This is a genomic window from Microcoleus sp. B6-A1 (genome assembly GCF_036705085.1).
In the GTDB taxonomy this organism is placed as follows: Bacteria; Cyanobacteriota; Cyanobacteriia; order Cyanobacteriales; family Microcoleaceae; genus Microcoleus.
Genome location: NZ_JAUBTU010000114.1, coordinates 1 through 21,427 on the forward strand (window position 1 = coordinate 1; position 21,427 = coordinate 21,427).

At 45.2% G+C, this 21,427-nt stretch carries 19 protein-coding genes; 6 read left to right on the forward strand and 13 right to left on the reverse strand.

Features of this window, described 5'->3' with window-relative positions; genetic code table 11:
- Nucleotides 1-159 precede the first annotated feature (159 nt).
- The gene (locus tag QUB11_RS27675; protein WP_333231955.1) at nucleotides 160-411 is read right to left on the reverse strand and encodes a hypothetical protein; all 252 of its coding nucleotides are present in this window, start codon (nucleotides 409-411) and stop codon (nucleotides 160-162) included.
- A 277-nt stretch (nucleotides 412-688) separates the two neighbouring features.
- Here QUB11_RS27675 and QUB11_RS27680 point away from each other — a divergent pair, with 277 nt between their 5' ends.
- Complete coding sequence (locus tag QUB11_RS27680) at nucleotides 689-856, forward strand: transposase (protein ID WP_333392177.1); 168 nt, start codon at nucleotides 689-691, stop codon at nucleotides 854-856.
- A gap of 34 nt (nucleotides 857-890) precedes the next feature.
- Nucleotides 891-1,274, forward strand: a complete 384-nt coding sequence (locus tag QUB11_RS27685) for a transposase (RefSeq protein ID WP_333054008.1) — start codon at nucleotides 891-893, stop codon at nucleotides 1,272-1,274.
- A gap of 224 nt (nucleotides 1,275-1,498) precedes the next feature.
- Here the strand turns inward: QUB11_RS27685 and QUB11_RS27690 are convergent, their stop codons facing one another.
- The 4 genes from QUB11_RS27690 to QUB11_RS27705 all read right to left on the reverse strand — a co-directional run bounded on the left by QUB11_RS27690 (nucleotide 1,499) and on the right by QUB11_RS27705 (nucleotide 6,065).
- The gene (locus tag QUB11_RS27690) at nucleotides 1,499-2,974 is read right to left on the reverse strand and encodes an adenylate/guanylate cyclase domain-containing protein (RefSeq protein WP_333199871.1); all 1,476 of its coding nucleotides are present in this window, start codon (nucleotides 2,972-2,974) and stop codon (nucleotides 1,499-1,501) included.
- Between the two features lie 70 nt (nucleotides 2,975-3,044).
- On the reverse strand, nucleotides 3,045-3,389 hold the full coding sequence (locus tag QUB11_RS27695; RefSeq protein ID WP_333199885.1) for a slr1659 superfamily regulator: 345 nt from the start codon (nucleotides 3,387-3,389) through the stop codon (nucleotides 3,045-3,047).
- Nucleotides 3,390-3,435: 46 nt separating this feature from the next.
- Complete coding sequence (locus QUB11_RS27700) at nucleotides 3,436-4,014, reverse strand: DUF6272 family protein (protein ID WP_333199869.1); 579 nt, start codon at nucleotides 4,012-4,014, stop codon at nucleotides 3,436-3,438.
- Nucleotides 4,015-4,091: 77 nt separating this feature from the next.
- Entirely contained in the window at nucleotides 4,092-6,065 is a 1,974-nt protein-coding gene (locus tag QUB11_RS27705) for a PP2C family protein-serine/threonine phosphatase (RefSeq protein ID WP_333199867.1), read from the reverse strand.
- A 535-nt stretch (nucleotides 6,066-6,600) separates the two neighbouring features.
- Here QUB11_RS27705 and QUB11_RS27710 point away from each other — a divergent pair.
- The gene (locus tag QUB11_RS27710; RefSeq protein WP_333199865.1) at nucleotides 6,601-7,182 is read left to right on the forward strand and encodes a hypothetical protein; all 582 of its coding nucleotides are present in this window, start codon (nucleotides 6,601-6,603) and stop codon (nucleotides 7,180-7,182) included.
- A 263-nt stretch (nucleotides 7,183-7,445) separates the two neighbouring features.
- On the opposite strand, the gene mnmA is transcribed toward QUB11_RS27710, so the two are convergent.
- Nucleotides 7,446-8,537: a tRNA 2-thiouridine(34) synthase MnmA gene (gene mnmA / locus QUB11_RS27715; RefSeq protein WP_333392168.1), complete on the reverse strand. Its 1,092-nt coding sequence runs from the start codon at nucleotides 8,535-8,537 to the stop codon at nucleotides 7,446-7,448.
- Between the two features lie 115 nt (nucleotides 8,538-8,652).
- On the opposite strand from mnmA, the gene QUB11_RS27720 reads away from it, so the two are divergent.
- Both QUB11_RS27720 and QUB11_RS27725 read left to right on the forward strand, forming a co-directional pair.
- Complete coding sequence (locus tag QUB11_RS27720; protein WP_333392170.1) at nucleotides 8,653-10,305, forward strand: NAD(P)H-hydrate dehydratase; 1,653 nt, start codon at nucleotides 8,653-8,655, stop codon at nucleotides 10,303-10,305.
- A 290-nt stretch (nucleotides 10,306-10,595) separates the two neighbouring features.
- Nucleotides 10,596-11,105, forward strand: a complete 510-nt coding sequence (locus QUB11_RS27725) for a peptidoglycan-binding protein (RefSeq protein ID WP_333256681.1) — start codon at nucleotides 10,596-10,598, stop codon at nucleotides 11,103-11,105.
- A 521-nt stretch (nucleotides 11,106-11,626) separates the two neighbouring features.
- Here the strand turns inward: QUB11_RS27725 and QUB11_RS27730 are convergent.
- From QUB11_RS27730 to QUB11_RS27745, 4 genes are all read right to left on the reverse strand, one after another.
- Nucleotides 11,627-12,100: a TerB family tellurite resistance protein gene (locus tag QUB11_RS27730; RefSeq protein ID WP_333199857.1), complete on the reverse strand. Its 474-nt coding sequence runs from the start codon at nucleotides 12,098-12,100 to the stop codon at nucleotides 11,627-11,629.
- Nucleotides 12,101-12,227: 127 nt separating this feature from the next.
- Nucleotides 12,228-14,129 carry a M61 family metallopeptidase gene (locus tag QUB11_RS27735; protein WP_333392171.1) on the reverse strand — a complete coding sequence of 634 codons (1,902 nt, stop codon included), beginning with the start codon at nucleotides 14,127-14,129 and terminating at the stop codon, nucleotides 12,228-12,230.
- Nucleotides 14,126-14,806: a Crp/Fnr family transcriptional regulator gene (locus QUB11_RS27740; RefSeq protein ID WP_333156927.1), complete on the reverse strand. Its 681-nt coding sequence runs from the start codon at nucleotides 14,804-14,806 to the stop codon at nucleotides 14,126-14,128. The genes QUB11_RS27735 and QUB11_RS27740 overlap by 4 nt, the downstream gene beginning before the upstream one ends.
- Nucleotides 14,807-15,373: 567 nt before the next feature.
- Nucleotides 15,374-16,234, reverse strand: coding sequence for an inositol monophosphatase family protein (locus tag QUB11_RS27745; protein WP_333199853.1), 861 nt, complete (start codon nucleotides 16,232-16,234; stop codon nucleotides 15,374-15,376).
- 352 nt (nucleotides 16,235-16,586) lie between these two features.
- Here QUB11_RS27745 and QUB11_RS27750 point away from each other — a divergent pair, with 352 nt between their 5' ends.
- Nucleotides 16,587-17,639, forward strand: coding sequence for a glycosyltransferase family 4 protein (locus tag QUB11_RS27750; RefSeq protein WP_333199851.1), 1,053 nt, complete (start codon nucleotides 16,587-16,589; stop codon nucleotides 17,637-17,639).
- A gap of 124 nt (nucleotides 17,640-17,763) precedes the next feature.
- Here QUB11_RS27750 and QUB11_RS27755 read toward each other — a convergent pair whose 3' ends face one another.
- From QUB11_RS27755 to QUB11_RS27765, 3 genes are all read right to left on the reverse strand, one after another.
- Nucleotides 17,764-19,692, reverse strand: coding sequence for an alpha-amylase family glycosyl hydrolase (locus tag QUB11_RS27755; RefSeq protein WP_333392172.1), 1,929 nt, complete (start codon nucleotides 19,690-19,692; stop codon nucleotides 17,764-17,766).
- 287 nt (nucleotides 19,693-19,979) lie between these two features.
- Nucleotides 19,980-20,897, reverse strand: a complete 918-nt coding sequence (locus tag QUB11_RS27760; protein WP_333392173.1) for an Rpn family recombination-promoting nuclease/putative transposase — start codon at nucleotides 20,895-20,897, stop codon at nucleotides 19,980-19,982.
- Nucleotides 20,898-20,963: 66 nt separating this feature from the next.
- Nucleotides 20,964-21,293, reverse strand: coding sequence for a hypothetical protein (locus tag QUB11_RS27765; protein ID WP_333392175.1), 330 nt, complete (start codon nucleotides 21,291-21,293; stop codon nucleotides 20,964-20,966).
- Nucleotides 21,294-21,427: the final 134 nt, after the last annotated feature.

Genomic DNA, 21,427 nt, shown 5'->3' on the forward strand with positions numbered 1-21,427 from the left:
AAACCTCTTTAAATATACTTAATATTCTTATTATATCATATTAGTTATTTATGTAATTAATTTTGTTTAACTACTTACTTAATCTTTCTTTAATCATTTTGCTACCCAATCGCTACCCGTTATGAGATCATGGTTAGCATGAAAACATTGAAGTTTAAGCTATATCAAAGCAAGCGAAATAGACATCTCAAGCGAAGTATCAATGCTGCCGGGGTGATCTACAACCATTGCATTGCACTCCATAAACGGTACTACCGGATGTGGGGCAAGCATTTGAATTGCAGCAAGCTTCAAAGTCATATTGCTAAAATCAGAAAGCGTAAAGCGTTCTGGCAGCAGGTTGGATCTCAGGCTGTACAGGATATCTGCCAGCGAATCGAGAAAGCCTACCAACTGTTTTTTAAGCATCACCAGAAAGGAGTTAGACCTCCCGGTTTCAAGAAAGTTCGCAAATACAAATCGTTCACTCTCAAGCAAGCTGGCTATAAATTTTTAGGTGGTAATCGAATTAAAATTGGGAATCGCGTTTATCAGTATTGGAATTCCAGAGAGATAGCGGGGAAGGTCAAAACCTTAACCATTAAGCGCACTCCATTGGGAGAGTTATTCATGGTTGTGGTCGTTGACAGCGTTGAACAACCTGAAACCAAAGTCGAGACGAGTAGAATCGCTGGCGCAAGATTTCGGCTTGAAAACGTTTCTCACCTGCTCAGATAAAACGAAAATCGAATCACCACAATTCCTGAAACAATCCCTCGGCGCTATTAAGAAAGCGAATCGTCAACATTCCAAAAAACGGAAAGGCTCAGCTAACCGGGAAAGAGCAAGACTCAATCTAGTTCGCAAGCACTCCTGACGTAGTAAATCGTCGCTCTGATTGGTTCTGGAAATTGGCTCACGAATTAACTGATAAGTTTGACGTGCTGTGTTTTGAAACGTTGAATCTAAAAGGAATGCAACGGCTTTGGGGACGTAAAATCTCAGACCTTGCATTTGGCGATTTCCTCCAAATTCTCAAATGGGTTGCCAAAAAGAAAGGAAAACAATTAGTTTTTATCGACCGCTGGTATCCATCTAGTAAAACTTGTTCCCACTGTGGACACGTTCTGAAAGAATTGGATTTATCAGTTCGTGAATGGCGATGTCCGTCCTGCCAGAAGGTGAACAGCAGAGACGAGAACGCTGCAATAAATAACTTGCTTGTTTTCCTTGGTGGGGCGTCAACCGTTAAGTTAGGCGATGTTAGACAGGCTGTGCCTGCAATTGCTGTTTGAGCTTAGAATCCCCTCGCCTTTAGGCAGGGGAGTATGTCAAACCTTTGACAGAGGCCAGAGGTCAGTCATCACTCTCAAGATATATATCAATCCTTACAGGAGTCCTAAATTTTTTATCCCACCCCAACCCTCCCCGAACCCGCGAGGAGAAAGTAAGAAATTCACAAGTGATGCGAGGATTGCTATATGGAGTCAATCTAAAATCTAAAATCGAGTAAGCTGCTTTAAATTCCTTTAAGGAGCGATCGCCAATCCCGACAGCGTTTCAGGTAAATGCGAGCTACCTGATCGCTGGGATTTGTTCGCAAACACTCTTCAAATAATTTTCCCGCTTCTCGGAATTCCTTGCGATCGCACAGTAACATAGCTTCATTATATACAGGCAAATTTGCTAGCTTGGCCGACATAATTTCCGGCATATCTGCATCAAATACCTCATAGACTACGACATATTGAGATTTTCCTTTTACCTGCACTTTATCCACAATCCTAATAGCATAATCTGTGGGATTTCGCAACCGTTCTAAAGTCTGCTGAGAAATTAACAGAGGTACGCCGTAATCTTTGGTCAATCCTTCAATGCGAGATGCTAAATTAACAGCATCGCTAATCACAGTGCTGTCCATGCGGCTTTTCCCCCCGACTGTCCCCAGCATCAAAGAACCGGAATTGATGCCAATGCCAATTCGGATCGGGACGTAGCCGACCTCTTGACGGTATTCGTTGTAAATCTTGAGGGTATTTAGCATTGCAATACCCGCTTTCACTGCATCATCTGCAAAGTCACTAAACAAAGCCATAATTGCATCGCCGATGTATTTGTCAATAAACCCATTATTGCTAGTAATCGCCGGCTCCATCCGCGAAAGGTAAGCATTGATAAATTTAAAATTTTCTTGGGGAGTCATAGTTTCGGAAAGCCTCGTGAAGTCGCGAATATCCGAAAATAGCACCGACATTTCCTGCTGCACTTGGTCGCCTAAATGGACATCTATAATACTTTCATATCCCAACAAATTTAGAAATTGGTGCGGCACAAATCTACCGTAGGCATCAGTTAACTCTGATTCGGCATCCAGGGATTTTTCTAAATTTTGATTGAGGTCAAATAGTTTCTTAATAAATAAATGGCGATCTGCTTCAGCTTCTTTGCGTTCCGTGGCATCTTGAAAAACTGCGATCGCAAAAGCAACTTTGCCACCCTCGTCAAAAATTGGTGTTCCCCAAATCTCCAGGGGAACTTTCTTGTAGGGTTGATGAATTTCCAGATTGTCGGCCGTCGCGTTTTCGCCCCTCAAAGCTCGGACGATGGGCAAATTCTCGAAAGGGTAAATAGTCTCAGTTCCCGCAATATAAATTTGATAAATTTCTGACAAATCCTCAACTGCATTTAAGGGCAAAACTCCTTGGCCGAGTAACTGCTGTCCGGCGTGATTTATGTAGTAAGGTCGGCCTTGAGAATCCAGCACGAGCACACCTATAGGAATCGCTTCGAGAAATTGAGCCAGCTTGATTTCGCCTTCGCGCACCGCCTCGAATGCGCGAGTTCGCAACTCAGTTTCAACCGTATCGGAATGTTCAGCAGTAGTTTCCAGCAAGATTTCCAGATCCGCTTTTTCCTCCTTCAAGTCTTCCACTTGCTGGCGCAATCTTTCTATCTCTAAAAGTAGCTGTTCTCTAGATGGTTGTTCTTCCAGCATAACTCGAGAATTTGCGCCTCGACTAACAAAAAATTGCTTAACATCTCGCACCCTAAAAGTAATCGTGTTTCTATAGAAAATCCAACTGCAAACCAGGCATCAGGCGCTGGAAATTCTTCAAAGACTTACCTTGCCATGCTATGCTTTGAGAGCCTTGTACCGCCATTTGCACCCTGGCTGTTTTGCGAACCTCGATAATAAACTTCGATAGCATATTGATGCCAGAACTGTTCAAAAATTCTAACTGCTGCAAATTGAGGGTAATTTTTGTCGGTTCCAAGTCGGCAACTTTGGTCAGAAACTGCGCTAGCGGCGCGTACTCTGCAGGCCCGCTCAGCCTTAGAGATCCAATAAAACTCACGGTTGCCGTTGCTGGATCGTAACAGATCTGGTAATCTTCTGTATTAATTTCCATAGCCACAAAAAAAAGTCCCTTAGATATTATCGATCGCTAGCGTTGGTTATACTGTTAATTGCACCATAGTTGTCACCGCAATTACTTCGGGGTCTTTGTGCACGGTCTGGAATTTCCAGCCAAGTTTGGCGGTATAATCGGTGAGCATGGTCAACAAACCCAATCCAGAATTCGTACAGGTTTCGTCAGCAGCATTTTTTTCTAACCGCTGAATGTAAAGTTCGCTTGGCTCCGAGGTCAGCAACTGGTGAATGTAAGCCTGAAACTTGTCCACCGCTTGCGGAGAGATGCTGTTAGCAACTGAGAAAATCACTCCGTCGCTGTCTAATTGCAGTTTAATATCGATCGGGTACTCCGAGGTTTCATCATTAAACTTCATGGCATTTTCCAATAACTCGTTGGCAATGTAGCTAACAGCGCTTTTTATTTCAGCTTGTCTTTCAATTGTCGCGGGATCATCTTGGTTGCCCGGAAAAAAAGTCGTCAGGTAGTCAGCCAGAAAATCCGCCGACAAACCGTTGTTACGCCACCGCTGCTTGAGAGGAATCGAACTCGGAGAAAATCCAATTATTAAGTATTCTTGGCTAGCGGGCTGCTCTATGAAATCGCCGAAAATCTGAATCATATCAATGTGAGACCTAAAGTTTGAGATGACGGACATCACTGAATATATTTTAAACTTTAGAAGGGATATCCAAGTAGTTATTTTTGTTTTAGTACCAGCAATGTGATGTCATCAAAAACTTTTTGTTCGCCGATATGCGATCGCACGTCCTTAATTACAGCGTGCCTGATTTCGGCAGCCGAACACTGCCAATTAATCTCTATTACCTCTATTAACCTATCTAAACCATAAAGCAGTTGATCCATATTTTGAGCTTCCGTAATCCCGTCAGTGTACAGCACAACTACATCTCCTGAATGCAAATGCACAATTTGCTCAGCAACAAATTCAGCAATATCTGCATCCAGCCCGATCGGGAAACCCAAATCGATCGTATCAAAGCGCTCGACAGAACCGTTACACCGCACGACAATCATTTCTTCGTGCTGGCCGCTCAACTTCAGCATCCCCTCCTCATAGTCTAGCAAAGCAAGGCTGGCGTTTTTATCGGATTTCATGCGCTTTACATTATCGTAAATTACACTGTTAATAGCACTTAAAAATCTCACCGGATCGGGTTCATTGTAGGCGAGCAAAGTTCGGACTGCCGTTTGAACCATAATCATTAAAACACCGCTCTCCAATCCGTGTCCCGTCACATCCCCAATGCCGATTTTTACTCTACCTTTGTGTTGGAGTACGTCGTAATAGTCGCCGCCTACTTCCTCAGCAGCCTCCATAAATCCCGCAATATCTAAGCCGATAACTTCCTTGAGTTCTCGATCTTTCGGCAGCAGCATCTGCTGAATCTTGCGAGTAACGTCTAGTTCGGCGCTCATTCGCATATTTTCGGATTTCAGGCGATCGTTGAGAACAGTAATTTCTTGATTTGCAGCAACTAAGGCATCGGCAATTTTGTTAAACGCACCCACAACTTGCCCCAGTTCATCTCTGTTATCCAAAATAATTTTTTGTGCGAAATTGCCACTTGCCATCTTTTTTGATGTTTCGTCAAGAACAAATACAGTTTGCATAACCGCCCTGTAAAAAGACACAAATAGATAAATAACGAGAGCTAATATTATTAACACTAAAATAATAATCACTTGTTTCCTCTTAACAAAAGCAGCAATCCGGTACTGAAGAAGAAAATCTAACTCGTTTACAGTTTTATCTCCGAGTTGAAAAATTGCATTTAAAGCCAAATTGCTTCCTGTGATGTAGGCGTAATATTTTAGTGATACAGTTTGATATATTGTTTGATCTAGTTGCTTAGTTAGCTGCTTAACCAGAGAGTTGAATTTTATTAAATCCTGTGTTAATGCCGAGCGCAGATTCCCCTGATGATTATTGCTAAATGCTACCTCCATGTTTACTTGCAAATCATCATTGATTTCTCTCAATCGGCTGGAAAGAGTAATCAGTTGCGCTCTTTCTTCTGGTGTGGCATCGGCACGCAGGCTAATTTTTTGAGAAATAAGTCTAATCTCTGACAAAATTTTTTCCATTTCTGGAATCTGACGCAAAGTAGCATTTATTAAATAATAAGTATCCAAATCTGGGTCGGAAATCAGATTGGAAGTATCGCCGACGCGAGCGCTCAGTCTATCAATGTCTGTAGCTAAACGTTGATAGACAAAATCGTAAGTTTCTAAACTCCACTGGCTGCGGCGAAGTTTAAAATTTTGCCAATCTTGATAAATTTTATGAAAATTTTCACTTGACATTAATATGTTTCCGACCTGGCTATCTGTATTTGCTAGGGCCTGAAAGTTCTTGTCTATCTTGGCTTCTAAATCGGTTCGAGATTTTGAATTGCTTAAATTAGAACTTAAACTCTGATAATTTAACAGTTGAAGTTTTGGTATGTATTCCCTCAACTGGCGCAGTGGGCGCAAGTATTGATTACCGTAAATTTCTTTTTGAGTAAAATCAACCCTGCTGTTAATTTCGGAAATCAACAGGTACATGACCAAGGTTAACGGTATTGCAAATAGAAAACCGATCAGGAGAAATTTTTGAGGATAACTCAGCCGATTCATTAAATTGATTGCCAGGGATTTCCTGTTCATAATGGATAGATGTCAACAAAATTGTAGTCGAAAAGTAGCCTTTGCTACTAAAGTAGTTGCGGGGACGATCGCTCTAGAAAACCACAATGCTAATACAATTAATCAGCGATAGCTAATTTAATTTCTAATGCGCTTTAGTCCTGTTGCAACAAATTTTGTGGCATCCCTGTGATATCCTTGGCTCAGCTCGCCTCTCACAGTCTAAAACACGTTTAGCAGTTTTGGAACGAAGAATAGTAATTTGTACTGAGAGTCGGGGGCAGGATTAGAGGCTTTTAAGAATATTTACTTAAGCATAAATTTTTCTTAATACCCTGAGACAAAAAGTAAAAATTAAGTAATAACTGGGTAGTGCAAGTTTCCTGAAACACAACTGCCGGCAGCGAGTAGGAAATACTTACATCGCACCAGCAACCCGCAGTCAAGTCGGTTCTGCACAAAGGAACCAATAGCACCAGCAATCGTGTCTAAATAAGTATCTGCAGTTGAGTGTCCAGGAGCGATCGCGCATTGTGTAAAGTGAGGCAGAGGGCGTATGATGAAAAGAATCTCCAACAATAGTTTTCAAAAGAATAAAAACCGAGACCAAAAGCAGCCCAATCCTGTAATCTTGGCTTTGGTGCTGACAGGAATTCTGGTATGGGAAATGTATCCGGCGCTAAGACACACCGCAGCCGCTAACGCGGGCGCTCTCAAAGATTCCCTTGCCCAGTTGGAAAAGCAGCAGCAAACCGCGCAGCAATTTTCCTCAGCTGCGGTGCCCCAAACAATCAGCTATTCGGTATTGGCACTCAATACTCTAATTTCCGAACCGGGGAAGTTGGCCGAGACGACGCGCCAAAATCCCCCAAACAAATTGCCCGCAACCGTAGCAGCAGCAGTTCGCCGACAGTTGTCGGACTCCACTGGCATTGCTGCTGACAAGTTGAAAGTAACTGAATCAAGCGAACAAAGTTGGCCGAATACTTGTTTAGGACTCGCGAAAGCGGATGAAATTTGCGGTCAAATGATTGTCGAAGGTTGGCGGGTTGTGGTTTCTGATGGTAGGCAAACTTGGGTGTACCGTACTAATGCTAGGGGAAATATCTTGCGTTTGGAAAAAAAGTTAGCTAGGTAAATTTACCCCTGTGAAATGAAAAATAAGTTTTTTTGGAACAGGCAAGATTCCTGTTCCACAAAGAGTGAGTTTTTTTGTGGGAGGTTTCTTGTCGGCTTCTGGGAACAGGCAAGATGCCTGTTCCACAAAGAGTGAATTTTCTTGTGGGAGGTTTCTTGTCGGCTTCTGGGAACAGGCAAGATGCCTGTTCCACAAAGAGTGAGTTTTTTTGTGGGTGGTTTCTTGTGGGGAGTAGGGGTTGGGCTTCTAGCCCGCCCCTTGCTTTAATTTGGGAGTTGGTTTCTTTCGATGATGCCGCCGCCCAACAGCACCTCGCCGTCATACCAGACAGCCGCCTGTCCGGGGGTAATGCTCAACTGCGGTTCGTCAAAAATCAACTTAACTCTTGTACCGCCGACTTTTTCCTCTGGTTGGGAGGATTCTACAGGAATAATTGTAGCCGGGACGGGTTGCGATCGATATCGAATCTGTACCTGAGCCCGAATCGGAGCCATCGGCGCAGCCACAGAAACCCAATTCACTTTCTGGACTGTACATTCAGATTCTACTGCCAACTGTCGATCGCCCACAATTACCCGATTGCCAGCAGCATCAAGTTCAATCACATACAGCGGTTCCGGTGCAGCAATACCGAGTCCCTTCCGCTGGCCGATGGTGTAGTGGTGCACACCGTCATGCTGTCCGAGCACCCGCCCTGACTTGTCCACAATGTCACCTTTTTGCGGCGCAATGTACTTATCCAGAAAAGCCCGCATCGAACCGTTACTTTCCACCAAGCACAAATCCTGACTTTCCGGCTTATCAGCAGTTGTCAAGCCAAATTCCGCCGCAATTCTGCGAGTTTCTGTCTTGGTAATTTCCCCCAAAGGAAACTCCGTACCCGCCAACAAATCCTGTGTTAGATCGTACAGGAAATAAGACTGATCTTTCGCAGGGTCGATCGCCCGCAACAACTGATAGCGACCCGTAGCAGCATCGTAAGTAATCCGAGCGTAGTGCCCTGTAGCGATTTTTTCAATTCCGAGTTCTTCGCGAGCATACTTAAGCATTGGCCCGAACTTCACAGTTTTATTGCACTGCGAACAAGGCAGAGGCGTAATTCCTGCACTGTAACCCTCCACCAAATAATCGACAATACTTGCCTGAAAGACCTCGCGGCTGTCAACAATGTGGTGGGGAACGCCCAAATCTTCGCAAATTTTAGCTGCATCGACCATTCCCTCAGAGCAGCACTGACCTTTGCCCTTCATCAACCACAGCGTTAAACCCACCACTTCATATCCCTGATGGTGTAAAATTGCGGCTGCTGCGGAACTATCGACCCCGCCGGAGAGGCCTACAACAATCTTGTTCATGATTCTGAGAGAAATTGCTATTTTACTGTTACTTTGTTCGATCGAGCTAATTTATTATACCACAAGTATACTACAACTGGCCACTGCTGCTGTTAGCTGAAATTTTAGCATTAATATGACCATTCAAAAATTTGTTGTCACCGCCGACCAAATGCGGCAAATAGAAACGAGAATTTTTGCTGCTGGAATGCCAGTCGCAGCTTTAATGGAAAAAGTCGCGGGACTGCTTGCTAGACGCATTCAGGAGCTTTTGAAAGCGGAAGGAAGTTCGGCAACTAGCAGTGTACGGGATTTAACGGATAGAAGGAAAAGGGAAGAAGGGAAAAATATTGTTAATTCTCAATTGCCCGTTATCGGCGTATTGGTTGGGCCCGGACACAACGGCGGCGATGCTTTGGTTGTTGCCCGCGAATTGCACTTTCAAGGGTTCCAAGTAGTTATTTACTGCCCGTTTTCCAAACTTAAAGAACTCACGAAAAGTCACGCTGATTATGCGCGTTCTTTAAATATTCCATTTGTTGATAAAATTGAACTGCTGACAAACTGCGACTTGCTCGTAGATGGTTTATTTGGATTTGGATTAGAACGAGAAATTACTAACCCCACAGCCGCCGCTATTGACGAAATAAATAATTTAAACATCCCCATTTTAAGTATAGACCTTCCATCGGGGATTCATACAGATACAGGAGAAGTTTTGGGGACGGCTATCCGGGCAAAACATACATTATGTTTGGGTTTGTGGAAAATGGCATTTCTGCAAGACCGAGCGTTAGAATATATCGGGAGTTCTGAATTAATTGATTTTGATATTCCCGCAGCAGATATTGCAGCAATATTGGGTGAAACGCCAGCAATACAACGCATTACAAAAGCATGGGCAACTCAGCATTTGCCGTTACCCCGATCGCCTATTTCGCACAAATACACCAATGGTCACTTACTAATTATTGCAGGTTCCCGCCGCTACAGCGGAGCCGCAATTTTGGCAGCATTGGGAGCAAGAGCTAGCGGCATCGGAATGCTGTCAATTGCTGTTCCTGAGTCGATTAAATCGATGTTGAGCAGCCAGTTACCAGAGGCATTAGTTATAGGATGTCCCGAAACCCAAAGCGGTGCAATTAGCCAATTGCCAATAGCAATTGATTTGGACACCTATGATGCGATCGCCGCAGGCCCAGGTCTGACATTGGAAGCCGCAATAGCTGTAGAATCTGTACTGGAGAGCGATCGACCTCTGGTTTTAGATGCTGACGGTTTAAATATCCTCGCTCAACTCGGCACAGTCCCGATTTTGTCCGAACGCCCAGCACTGACAATTATCACGCCTCATCCGGGCGAATTCAAGCGTTTATTTCCCGAATTAGCCGAGCAAACCGGCGATGATCGAATTGCCGCCACTCAAGCAGCAGCTCAGCTTTGCGGTGCAACGATATTGCTCAAAGGAGCCAAAGTTTGCATAAGTTGGAAGGATGAGGACGATTCCCTACGGCATAGCGACGCTTCACGTACCATCACCTACCTCAATCCCGAAAGCACCCCAGCCCTCGCCAGAGGCGGCAGCGGCGACGTTCTCACAGGCTTGTTGGGGGGACTATTAGCAAGTGCGATCGCCCGCAAATCCCCCCCCAAATCAGTTGCTGCAACAGCAGCTTGGTGGCACGCTCAAGCCGGAATCATGGCTGCTAAAGAACGGACGGAATTAGGAGTAGATGCCTTTACTTTGACACAGTATTTAATTCCAACCTTGCGAGAATTTGCTGAGTAAACAATCAACAGTAGTTGGTAGGGTGCGTACCCCGCATCTTTGTATTTTGTAGGGTGTGTACCGCGCACCTTACCCGTGGGTTTGTAGTGACGACGGAAGTCCTCATAAAAATATTACAACTTGCATTCCTTACGACAAACCAACGGGTAACTCAAATGAGTGACACTCAAACGAGTGACACTCGAAAAAGTGACTGTGCAGTCATAAAACCTACGAGTTATACCTGAAATATCAAACACCAAAACTTAAATCTTGAAAGGAATCACATTATGTTCACGGAAGAAAGAAGCTTGAACAATGAAACTATGGCTCTTGTCGCCGATACTACTGCTCAATCAAGTCTGGCATTTGCTGAAACCACGGGAGTAAACAAACCCACTTTACAAATGGGTTCAACAGGTCAAGCTGTCAAGGAACTACAACAGCTTCTATATCATTGGGCATATTATTTTGGGCCGATTGACGGTATTTTCGGCATCCAAGTTCAAAACGCGGTCAAAGGCTATCAACACCGCGTCTTTTTAAAAGAAGATGGGATTGTCGGCCCTGTCACTTGGGAAGCACTATACTCTGGTGCACCTGTGAATATGCCGATCGTCATGAAGGGCAGTTCTGGCAATGCTGTTAAAATTGTTCAGAATGTCTTGAAAATCAATGGATACTATTTCGGCTCCATTGACGGATTCTTCGGGCCGATGACAGATGTAGCAGTGCGACAATTGCAAATTAGCAAGGCTTTACCGCAAGATGGAATTGTCGGCTATAGAACTTGGCACGCCCTCAGCAAGTTACCGCACTAATGACGGGTTTGATTAATATCTATTCCGGTTTTACTCAGAAATGATTGTGGACTGTTGACTGTTGACTGTTGACTGTTGACTCGATTTTATTATTCTGATGCAACCGGAAACGATATCACTTTCAGTAATGGCAAAAAATCGGTAGCTCAATTAGGGATTTAGGCTTTGCCTAAGTCCCTAATTATTGTTAATGGGAAGGCTGCGGGCGAGAAAGGCGATTCCCTGCGGGATAGCTTCGCTTCACGCAAATTCTGTTACCGTTGTCGGCGATGAAAAATATTCTCAACTTCCCTGTGTTTTTGTGTTAGTATATCCTAGGAAATTGGGAGTCACAATCCGGTTTATTTCCCTTCTGATTTAGTTGTAAATAGTTGCACTCAGAAAAATATTATTTCGATACTTACCTAACAAGACTTAGGCATGGGGGGCTTATTCCCGGTTTCTACGAAAAATTCCCGGTTTAGTAACGAGAAATCTAGGAATCAACCGGGTTTTTAAGCCAAGCGCACGCAAGTCCCGAACTAGCCTTTGATGAACTTTTCTAATTTTTGAGCCATCTTCTCGACAATTCCCTCTGAAGTATCTGCAGCCGATGATTCAGCTTCAATACGCTTGACCACATCCTCTGAAAGATTCAGCAACTGCACTAATTTTTGATAAGCTGCGGCTTCTTCAGCGTTAATTTTTGGTTCGTCAGGAGTGCGAGAACTAGAAGAAATCACTTCATAGCCTAGTTGCAAGACTAATTCCTTTTCATCTTGAGTTTCTAGTTGGCCGATCAACTCGTCAAGGGGGATATTTTGCATGACGTAATCCCGCAGTTCTTGTTGCATTTGTTGTCCGTCGGTATCTGGGGCAAACAAACGACAAAAGCGATCGAGCATTAAATTAACTTCTTCTGTGGCGAGTTCGCCGTCAGCCCAGGCCATAGAAGCAACAATTCTCAGCAAATTCATTTGGCGGGGCGTAATTGATGGAGGAGGTGGGGTTTGCATAATCAAAATTGGGAATTGGGAATTGGGAATTGGGAATTGGGAATTGGGAATTGGGAATTGGGAATTGGGAATTGCGCCTGATTCCTTCTTGTCTTTTCTGTCCCCTTCCCCTTCCCCTTCATTTATGTCACAGTTTTGATAAAGGAACTCCTAGCCATCCCGTAAAGTTTTGTTTCTGAATAGCAGTGGGCTGTTCCACCGGCACGATCGAGTAACGCATCGGGCGCGGCGGGGCAAGAGTAACAGGACAAGTCCGCAGTTCGTCTTGGTGAAAAACCGTCACCTCTATTGTGTCCCCCGGCTGATAATCTTTTAGCCTCTCACCCGCTTGTTCTGAATTTACCCGAAAACCTTCGATCGCCAGCAACTCGTCTCCCGCATCAATTCCGGCCAATTGTGCCGGAGATCCTACTTCGACAAATTTAACCATTTCCCGCCCGTTTTCCGTTCCCAACGTCCAACCGATGCGAGGTGTTTCGCTAGTTTCACTTGCGGTGAGTTCCAGCCCGAAAGGTTCCAGATACTTGTTGTAAGGCAACTCTTCTGTACCGTCTATATAGCGGGCAAAAAAGTCGCTCAAATCAATGCCCGCGACGGACTCGATCGCACTTTGCAACTCTTCGGGAGTAAAGCCTATTTCTGCTGGCAGCGAAGGAGAATTTAACTGTCCGTTTGAGGTCAAATGCGCCGATTTGCCGTCTGTTCCCGACTTCAGGTCAAAATCGCCGTTTTGGGCAGAATTAGCATTGCCAAACTGCTGCCACATCAAACGCATCACATCATCGAGCGATCGCTCATTGCCGTGTCTGGCTCGAATCAACAAATCGAGCAAAAACGACACAACTTCCCCTTTCAAATAATAGGAAATCTGCGAGTTGTCGCTATTAGCATCCCGGCGATAAAGTTTAATCCAAGCATCCCAGCTCGACTCGCTCAGAGGCTGCACGCTCCGCCCCGGAGTCGTCTGCAAGCGAGTAATTTCCTTAGCCATACCTTGGAAAAAACCTTTCACGTTGTAGAGTCCAGCTCGAAAAGGAATCACCAAATCGTAATAGCTGGTAGTGCCTTCAGAGAACCATAAAGAAGGAGTGTAATTTTCTTTTTCGTAGTCAAATACTTCGAGAGCTTTCGGTCGAATGCGCTTGACATTCCACAGGTGAAAAAACTCGTGAGCTACCAACTGAATAAAGCGTTCATACTTTTCCTTAGCCCGAAAACCAAAACGCGGATAGTTGAGAGTGCAACTCTCCTTGTGTTCCAAACCGCCAAAACCCGAGCCGGACAAATGCAGGAAAAACACATAGCGTTCGTAAGGCAAACCGCCGAACATTTTTGCCTCGACTTCGATCACTTTTTGGATATCTCGAATCGCCCGATCTGGTTCTAAATTGCCTTTTCCCCAAACAACTAGCTGGTGGGGTTTTCCCATCACTTCAAACTCGTATACTTCGTGACAGCCAATCTCAAAAGGACTATCTACAAGGGTATCAAAATCCGCAGCAGCGAAAGTAAGATTTTGACCATAAACAGGCGGCAAAGTAGTAACGGTGCGCCATTCTGGCTGCGGTGGCACAACGGTTATAGTGTAGCAGTTGCTCTCAAAACCGGGCAAGAAAAAGCACAAAGCCGCCGGATTGAAATAACCGTGAGTCGAGTCTAAATGATTGGTTCGCACTGTCAGTTCGTTGGCAAAAATGCGGTAGCGAACCGTGATATCTGACACCGAATCAGTCTCGATTTGCCAGTGATTTTTGCTGAGCTTGCGCCAAGGTAAAGCTTGAGCGCCCCCATGGGAGCTAAAATCTTGCAGGTGGCGGGCGTATTCTCGAACCAAGTAAGAACCGGGAGTCCAGACAGGCATTTTTAAATCCAAAACCGGCTCCGACCAACCTTGCACGCGCAAAGTTACTTCAAACAGGTGGGATTCAGGATTGGGCATCGCCACCGAATATTGAATTGTCGGTGCTGTTAGTTGCCCCTGACGGTTGTCGGCAGCCGACGAGGTATCCTCATAAGTAACATCAGTCATTGACTTGCCAAATTAATCAAGTGCTTGAGGTTGATCAAATGGATAGTTTCGCGGTCTGGATCGATTTTGATCCAACCTTTACTATCGAGTTTTTCCATAATTTTGCTGGTTTCATCTAGGGTGATATCTGTCACATCAGCTAAGTCTTCATAAGGAATATTGAAGATATCTTTGCCCTCAGCAGTTTTCTGACCGTAGTTTTCTGCCAGCTCGACTAAAGTATTTGCTAGTTTAACCGCTGGCTGGCGGTTTCGGAGTTGATAGCGGTGATTGGTTTGGCGGAGTCGCCGCACCATCAGTTGCAGCATCCGGTGGTGCAATTGCGGATCTTTAAACAGGGTTTGGATAAATCGCTGAGCTGTGACGCTGAGAAGTCGCACCGGCGATAGAGCAAGTACGTCATTCGATCGGGGAGATTCGTCCAGAATGGCCATTTCGCCGAAGAAGGCACCCCGTCCTAAAATAGCCATTGATACAGCTCGATCGTTTGACAAGCGGCGGACTTTTACCCAGCCAGACACGACAAAGTAAATCGCGTTGCCCCAAGAATCCTCCATCACCACAGCTCGGCCCGGGGGATACTCATGCTTGACGGCATTTGATAGCAGCCCTCCCAAGGTTTCTGGGTTAGCACCCTTAAATAGAGGGAATAGCTCACTGAAAGCTTCTGTCTTCATCAAAAAAATGGGTAGAAACCCCGTCCTTCTAGGACGGCTTTATATTGTCTTTTTTTGATTACTACCGCCTTGGGACTGGTTGGCTCGGTGTGCTTTTGTGTTGCACTTTCAGCGGGACAATTACCGCCTCAAACTTCCCGGCCCTGTACGCATAGTGTTTTGCTCTTTCGAGCCTCCCTTTCGGGGTGATGTTAGCCTGCGCCTTGGTTTAGTGAGCTTGTTGGGCCCAAAGCACTGCCCCAGTGACATTAGGGCTGTTTAACCTTCAGCGACATAGCGGAAAACTGGCTTCGCATTCAAGGAGTGTCGTGACTCAAAAAACGTAGTCAGTTAAGACGATAGCTGGTCAGAATGGCTTGTCAGATTACTCTTCCAAGCCTCACGCCGTCAGGGCTGAGGTTCCTGACGCAAACTCGCGGAGGTGGAAAATATGATTAGGCGACACCCAACAGCTAGGGAACGATCGATGTTTGGGAACACAAACAATCCGTTGCTCCTTTAATTGATGATAAGGGTGCAGAGGCCCGCTTCACGTAAAATCGGCAGATTCTTTAATCTTAAACGGGTTTACAAGCGTGCCACTGCCTTTTGAACTTTGCCCAACAGAGGTTCTATGTAGTCCGGCCAGCCGATCGCGATTGACTGCGTGTGGGCCAGAGTCTCCGGCTCGATCGCATCTTTAGTCCACCTCAGCGGTTGACCTTGCAAGTCGCAACAAACCAATCCGGCTGCTTTTGCTAGAGCCAGAGGGCCGGCGGTATCCCACACTTTAACTCTGCCGTTGAGATACAGGTACAAACCAGCTCGACCGAAGATAACTTCCATCACTTTTAAGCCAAAGCTGCCCAACGAGTAAAATTCTGCTCCGGGGATGCTTTGGGCGATCGCCCGGGCGTAGTTTTTCTGGTCTTTGTCTCCGAGAATAATTTTACAATTTTCCGCTGTCGGAGCAGGCGGTTTGCATAGGGCGATCGGCTGCGGCGCTTGGGCTCCCACAGTTTGGAACAATCCCCAACCTTTGCCGCCAAAATACATTTGGTCAAAAGCCGGGGCGTAGAGCCAGCCGGCCACCGGTTCCCCCTCAAGCAGCAGCCCCACCATCGAAGCGTAGTGTAGTTTTCCCCGAATAAATTCTTCAGTTCCGTCGAGGGGATCGATGCACCAGAGCCGCTGGTAATTGGCCCCGTAAGCTGCTCTGGAAGCGGCGTTTTCCTCCGTTATCCTGCCGTCTTCAGGAAACAAAGCGCTAAATGCTGCCGATAGTTGTCGGTCTAGGTATTGATCGATACTCGTCACGTAGTCGTTGGGCCCTTTCTCGCAAACTTCAAAAGGTTCGGCTGCGAGCTTGTAAGCTTCTTGACCGCACTCGCGCAGGGTGTAGCGAATTTTTTGGTCTTGCTCTGGAGAAATATACATGAGGTTAAACATAAATTTTTTAGCTAACTTCAGCATAAAAGCTTAAGTCCTTGGAATCGATCGGCGCGTGTCACTGTTTTTTATTCCTACAGGATTTGCGCGCCGATGCCGAGAAACCCGGTTTCCTAACCGTCAGCGCCCTTGCGATACAAGCCCCAGACAGGATTCGTGGAACTCAAAAAAATTCACACATGAGGGAGAACCCCCCAGATTCATCTGTAGAGTCCAATCTAAAATCTAAAATCTAAAATCTAAAATCTAAAATCGACTGACCGATCGCACTAGCACTTTCAACAGCAGAGGATAGAATCTTCTGAGGTTAGATAATTTGTGCCAGCACCAACATGATTATAAGGAGAATACTTTGAAATACCATTTGGCATTAGGTCGCAAAATAGACCTAGATGGAATTGACCGCGATGCACAACTAGGCAAATGCCCTCGCCACGTCCTGCGAGCCCTCAGAGACCGCTTAAATGCCACTGTCCACGCCCCGGATGGCGAAGCGATATCGTTGAGCGACAAGCTGCGATCGAAAATTTCTTCTAAACCCGAACATTGGGCCGCCGCCCGCAAGTTGTCCGAGCAAGTCAGCAGCGACGACGTGATATTTTGTACCGGCGAGGACATTGGCATTCCAGTGGCGGCGGTGTGCGGTGAATCGTCTGATCGCCCGAAAATTATTGTATATTTTCACAATATCGATCGGCTGCGCGGCCGCCTCGCGCTGAAACTATTCGGTTTGGCTGACAAAATTGACCTGTTCATGGCCTGCGCCAGCCCTCAAACAAACTTCCTCCGCAGCTATTTAGGTATACCTGAATCGCGCATCTTAGTGCTTCTAGAACAGACAGACACCCAGTTTTTCACACCGGGCCCCGTTTCTGGCGAGAAAAAGCGGCAAACAGTTGTTAGCGTCGGATTAGAAAAGCGCGACTACCGACTCCTAGCAGCAGCAACTGCTGACTTAGATGTTGACGTAAAAATTAGCGGTTTTTCTAAAGATGCCAAAGCTTTATCGCAAGCTTTCCCCGATACTATGCCAGAAAATATGTCGCGCAAATTCTACGAATGGCCGGATTTAGTGCAGCTTTACCGCGATGCAGACGTAATTGCAGTTTGTTTGGTGGACAATAAATATGCTGCGGGAGTGCAGGGTTTGGTGGAAGCAATGGCCTGCAAGCGACCGGTCGTCATTACTCGGACTCAAGGTATGGTCGATTATTTAGCCACTCCGGATATTGCCAAAGTGGTAGATGTGGGAGATGCCGCAGGTTTGCGCGAGGCGATCGTCCATTTGCTAAAAAATCCTCAAGAAGCTGAATCTCAAGCGCAGCGGGGATACGAAATGGTTTTGAACCAGCACAGTAGCGAACGTTATGTCGATATGGTAGTCGAGAAGTTGCGATCGCTTTAAACTCGTAATATCACCAACGGGCTCTCCGGCCCGTTCCACAAAACAGAAACTTGGTTGTGGAACAGGCATCTTGCCTGTTCATTAAAAACTGGTAAAACAGGCCGGAAAGCCTGTTGATTAAAAATCACGACTCGCGTCCACTCGCCCACTTATCCCGCCATTTCACAGTCCCTTCGGAAACTAAAACCCAGCGGCGACAAACCAGATTTTCTCGCAGCGGCGACAGTCCTTCCCGTAGCAGTGCATACTTATAAGAAATCAACTTCCCCGCACTTTCATTAAAAGGAATTTCCCCAAACCAAGTATTAGTATTGATATACTCCAACGGGTAGCCCTTACTAATATCCCAATTCCCCAATTCAGGACAATCTCCAATCACCACAATTCTTTCCCCAGGCTGAGTTCTAACGCTGTTAAGCTGCGCCCGCACAATAGTTTTCGCCTTAACTCGTTCTCCGACGCGGCTAAAAATCATTACTTCCTGCGAACCCAACTCTAAATTGTACAGCATCCCGTCTTTAACTTCAAACTTACGGCGCGATAAAACCTCCGTATGCTCTCCATCAGGCAGCTCAGTATCCACCTCTTTAATTGTTGTAACATAACTGCCACGATTCATCGCTACAAACACCACCGAATCGCGATAGCGGCGCACGTAACAATAAACATCAGGAGTTAGATATTTTTGCCACTGACTCCCCATCGAAATAGCTGGATTCAGCCGCCGCAATCCCGACAGCAATCGCACAGCTCGGTAAATCGGCGAATCAGTATCCCACTTTTCCATCATCGGGCGGTTGTAGGGGTCATTTCCCCCATCTGTATCATCGTGCAGATACTGTTCGGTGCCGTAATAAATGCAGGGAATGCCGCGAGTCGTCATAATTAAACCTATCGCCAACAGCAGCATTTCTGGATCGGGATTCAACGACTGAAACCTCGGCATATCGTGGTTGTCAATAAAAGTAATCAACTCCGTCGCCCCGTAGTAGCGGTGATCCAAATTCAGAACATCTTGGACTAACTTAAATCCCGCCTCCGCACCCTTTCCCAATACTTCTCGAATTGCCACGCACAGACCAAAATCTAAAATAGTCATCCCCGACTCGTTGACAAATTCCACAGAACGATCGTTTCTAGGGTCGCTGTAAATCCATTCGCCAAAAATGAAAACATCAGGTCGGTGTGCTAAAATGTCAGCATTAAATTCCTGCCAAAACCAAATAGGCATATGCTTAACTGTATCAACCCGCAAAGCATCAACACCTCTGTCGAGCCATTGTTTAATTGCTGACTTAATGTAATTCCGGTAGGCAATATTGTTTTCGTTGAAAGTTGCTAAACCCGATAGTTCGCAATTTTGGACTTGCCATTCATCTTCCCAGTTTTGGACTTCGCCGTAGTGGTGATACCAGTCATCTTCATCGTCGTTAAAGTCAGCTATTTTTACGCCGTCGTCGTAGAGTTCCCCTTTTTTGCCACTAAAATCTGGGTTGCTGTGATTGCAGACAATATCGAGTACGAGTTTCATGTTTCGCTGGTGCAACTCGTGTACTAATTTGTCAAATACCGTATCTTTACTTTCTTGTGTTTGGTTAATAGAAGGATTGTCGCCTGTGGCAATGAAGCGGGGATTTAGTCGCTTGAAATCTTTAGTCCAGTAGCCGTGAATTGCAGCTTGTTCGACAAACAATGCTTCTACTTGCTCGAACAGTGGAGTCAGCCAAACTGCGCTAACTCCCATATCTTTTAAGTAATCGAGTTTGTCGATAACTCCTTGCAAGTCGCCGCCCCAATATTTGCCCCAATCTTTGCCTTCTGGATCGTAAAGTTCTGGGTTTGGGCCTTCGTTATTTGCGGGGTCGCCGTCGTAAAAGCGATCGACTACAATGAAATAAATTGTTTCTTGTCGGAATTCAATGTCTCTGGTGTAGAGGAATTCTAAATCGAGTTCGCTTTCTGGCTTAACTTCTTCTACCAGAGACTCAATTTTGTCTTCTGGTTCGCTAACTTCGTATTGAGAGGAAGTTTGATTGGGAGTGACTGATGTCATGAGATGTATTTTTTTATATTGTAAGATTGGTCAGTTATTCGGAGCTAGAGTCGGAGATAGCTTTCCCCTCTGACTGACTTTTACAGCATCATACGGAATTTACTGGTTTAATGAAATCTTCCTTTAGAGAGAGGGCAGACTCATCCTTGAGCATTAAGTGGATGAGAGTTAATATTTAGCGTCATTCTCAATCAAAGAGGCAGAACCTCAAAAACCTGCGCTACCAGGCTGATCCTAGTAGCGAGAAAAGGTGTACTAATTGTGCGATCGCACTTTTTCCCTTCCTTTCATTCCTCCCGCAAGTTTTCGATATCTTCAACACTCAAACCAGTTGTTTGACTAATTGTTTGATTGTCAAGGACATTGAGAAGTTGCCTAGCAATTTCTAGAGCCTTTTCTCTCATTCCTAGAGCGAGTCCTTCTTCTCTGCCTTCTTCTCTGCCTTCTTCTCTGCCTTCTTCTCTACCTTCTTCTCGCCCTTGTGCGAGTCCTTCTTCAATTCCCTTTCGCAAGATTCCCTGCTGATCCAGAATATACCTTTCGCGTGCTTCTAAATCTGCCAACTCTTCTGGATTCAAGTTAGTTTCATTAGCAATCGCAAAGGCTTGCTGTATTTCCGAGACTGTTTCCATTGTTTGCGGTACCACTTCCAAACTGGGAGCATTTTTCATAAAATAAACCAACTTGTCAGTCAAAGTTTCTAACTCATCCAATTGTTTGTGGAATTTCGGCAATTCGATAAAAATCAATTCTATCTCTGGATCGACATAATCAAATAAACGTTTTTTCTCCTTGAACACAAAGTGAGAAATTACTTCTCGGTCATTGTCAAACATTTCAAAATCAGTAATTGTCAAAGCAATTACAGGTTTTAACTTAAAGTAACCTTCACCGCGAATCAGTTGAGTTGAGTAAGTTTTCGCAGTATTGTAAACTACCCGTTTCGCAAAAGATTCTACATTTAAAACTTGCATCTCGATAATTACAGTTGCGCCTCCTGCAAGTCTGGCTTTGACATCCAGGTAAGAGTCTTTGAGATACGGAACTCTCAATGCTAAATACGGGTCGATAATTTCTAAGTCAGCGATGGTGGGATTACCATCATAAATCATGGCATTGAGAAAGCTGATTAAGATTGGTTTGCTTTGATTGGAGCCGAATATTTTTTTGAATGCAAACTCGATTTTGGGGTTAATGAATCTCATGGTGATTTTTCGTTTTCTGAGCTTTTTAACGATTCAATCTATCTGGTAATCAGGAGCAAAACATTCTTATTCTGTCAAATCGACTTCTCGAATCTCTTCTACCGTCAGATCCAAGCATTGCGCGATCTGCTCGTCGCTCAAACCGACGGCTTGCAAGCGTTTAATCGCCTCCATTTTCGCCCGCTGCTTTCCCCGCAAAAACTCAGGCGACTCTTCCTGCGATGTGCAGACATTCAGCGCTCCGATTAAATGACCACGAGCAACATGATTGCCACTAATGACGCTTCCAGTAACATTGCTAATCATCGACTTCCGAATCAGTGCCGATCGCAAATTTAACTTATTAACCTCTTCTCCAAAAGCATCAGAGAACAACTCCCATAGCTCGTAGCCCACATCTTTAGCATAACCCTCAGTACAGTTCAGCCCTTGAGCAATATCGCCGTACTTTTGGGGAGCATGTCACTTTTGCAGTGAGCAATTATACTTAGGCAGGTTTTCCCTGATTACCAATTAAGCCGTTTAAGTAA

What these genes read in the sequence shown, in the direction of transcription:
- QUB11_RS27700 (WP_333199869.1), bottom strand. Translation starts at nt 4,014, where the DNA reads ATGATTCAGATTTTCGGCGATTTCATAGAGCAGCCCGCTAGCCAAGAA.
- QUB11_RS27745 (WP_333199853.1), bottom strand. Translation starts at nt 16,234, where the DNA reads ATGTTTAACCTCATGTATATTTCTCCAGAGCAAGACCAAAAAATTCGC.
- QUB11_RS27705 (WP_333199867.1), bottom strand. Translation starts at nt 6,065, where the DNA reads ATGAACAGGAAATCCCTGGCAATCAATTTAATGAATCGGCTGAGTTAT.
- QUB11_RS27695 (WP_333199885.1), bottom strand. Translation starts at nt 3,389, where the DNA reads ATGGAAATTAATACAGAAGATTACCAGATCTGTTACGATCCAGCAACG.
- QUB11_RS27735 (WP_333392171.1), bottom strand. Translation starts at nt 14,129, where the DNA reads ATGACTGATGTTACTTATGAGGATACCTCGTCGGCTGCCGACAACCGT.
- mnmA (WP_333392168.1), bottom strand. Translation starts at nt 8,537, where the DNA reads ATGAACAAGATTGTTGTAGGCCTCTCCGGCGGGGTCGATAGTTCCGCA.
- QUB11_RS27690 (WP_333199871.1), bottom strand. Translation starts at nt 2,974, where the DNA reads ATGCTGGAAGAACAACCATCTAGAGAACAGCTACTTTTAGAGATAGAA.
- QUB11_RS27760 (WP_333392173.1), bottom strand. Translation starts at nt 20,897, where the DNA reads ATGAGATTCATTAACCCCAAAATCGAGTTTGCATTCAAAAAAATATTC.
- QUB11_RS27710 (WP_333199865.1), top strand. Translation starts at nt 6,601, where the DNA reads ATGATGAAAAGAATCTCCAACAATAGTTTTCAAAAGAATAAAAACCGA.
- QUB11_RS27730 (WP_333199857.1), bottom strand. Translation starts at nt 12,100, where the DNA reads ATGCAAACCCCACCTCCTCCATCAATTACGCCCCGCCAAATGAATTTG.
- QUB11_RS27755 (WP_333392172.1), bottom strand. Translation starts at nt 19,692, where the DNA reads ATGACATCAGTCACTCCCAATCAAACTTCCTCTCAATACGAAGTTAGC.
- QUB11_RS27740 (WP_333156927.1), bottom strand. Translation starts at nt 14,806, where the DNA reads ATGAAGACAGAAGCTTTCAGTGAGCTATTCCCTCTATTTAAGGGTGCT.
- QUB11_RS27720 (WP_333392170.1), top strand. Translation starts at nt 8,653, where the DNA reads ATGACCATTCAAAAATTTGTTGTCACCGCCGACCAAATGCGGCAAATA.